The sequence below is a fragment of the Aliterella sp. E5.1 genome (assembly GCF_057473825.1).
This window is the reverse complement of the sequence record NZ_JBYCCV010000496.1, coordinates 1-949: the sequence shown is the minus strand read 5'-3', so window position 1 is coordinate 949 and position 949 is coordinate 1. Positions and strand designations below refer to the sequence as shown.

Annotated in this window: 1 protein-coding gene; it reads left to right on the top strand. The window is 45.4% G+C overall.

Going from position 1 to position 949, the window contains the following annotated elements:
• A partial coding sequence (locus tag AC2VE5_RS28520) for a RelA/SpoT domain-containing protein (RefSeq protein ID WP_486890877.1) occupies positions 1 to 763 on the top strand: 763 nt, incomplete at its 5' end.
• Positions 764 to 949 lie beyond the last annotated feature (186 nt).

The following is a 949-nucleotide window of genomic DNA, read 5'->3' as shown; positions in this document are numbered from 1 at the left end:
AATCTTCAACACCATTGACGAGCTTTACTCATTTCGTCAGAAATTTCACAAGGCTCGGTTTCGGCACAAGCGCCGTAATGATGTAGATAAGTACGACTACATCAAAAGTCCGAAATCTACGGGTTACCGCGGAATTCACGACGTGTACGAGTATGATGTCAACTCAGAAGCTGGTCGTGCCTACACAGGACTTTTTGTCGAGTTGCAGTATCGCACTGTTGTGCAACATGCTTGGGCTACTACTGTAGAGGTGATCGGGTTTATCACTGAGAGCCAGCCGAAATTCCAAGAAGGAGATAAGCGCTATGAAGACGCTATGGTTCTAGCTAGCGAAATTCTGGCGCGCGCTTTTGAGGATTCAAAAGGACCTTTGCCCGAGAGTGAAAACGCTGATCTTGTAAGTGAGTTCTTACGACTCGATCAGGAGCTAGGGCTAATGAATATGTTGCTTGGGTTGAACGCCGCAGACAGTGCAGCTACTGCGGATCGAAATGTTATTTTGGTCTTTTCCAAAACAAATGAGCTAGAGGTCAAAACCTTTAGAGATGCTACCGACGCTCTACGTGCCTTGTTTGATATCGAACAGAAGAACCCTGGATATGATGTAGTGTTGGTGCGCGCAGATTCCAGTGAAGAAGTGCGGATTGCATTCAAGAATTACTTCTCTGACGCTCGTGATTTTATTAAGCTGATTGAAGATGGGTGTCAGAAGCTGTCCGGAAGGATAGTAATCAAATCCGTCGAAAATTTGCAAAAGTCGTAAAAGCACTCGATGTTATTTAGCGGATCAATTGCGTTAGTTCCAACGCTGTCGAGAGTCCAACAGCTAAACGCATTATTAAGAGATGTCCAGTCGAAGCGGTGTCACTTTGTTCAGCCTGATCGTGTTGTTAGGAGATAAAATGCAGATAAACATACAGTCGATAGCTGCTTCTACGCGCCTCGAGCC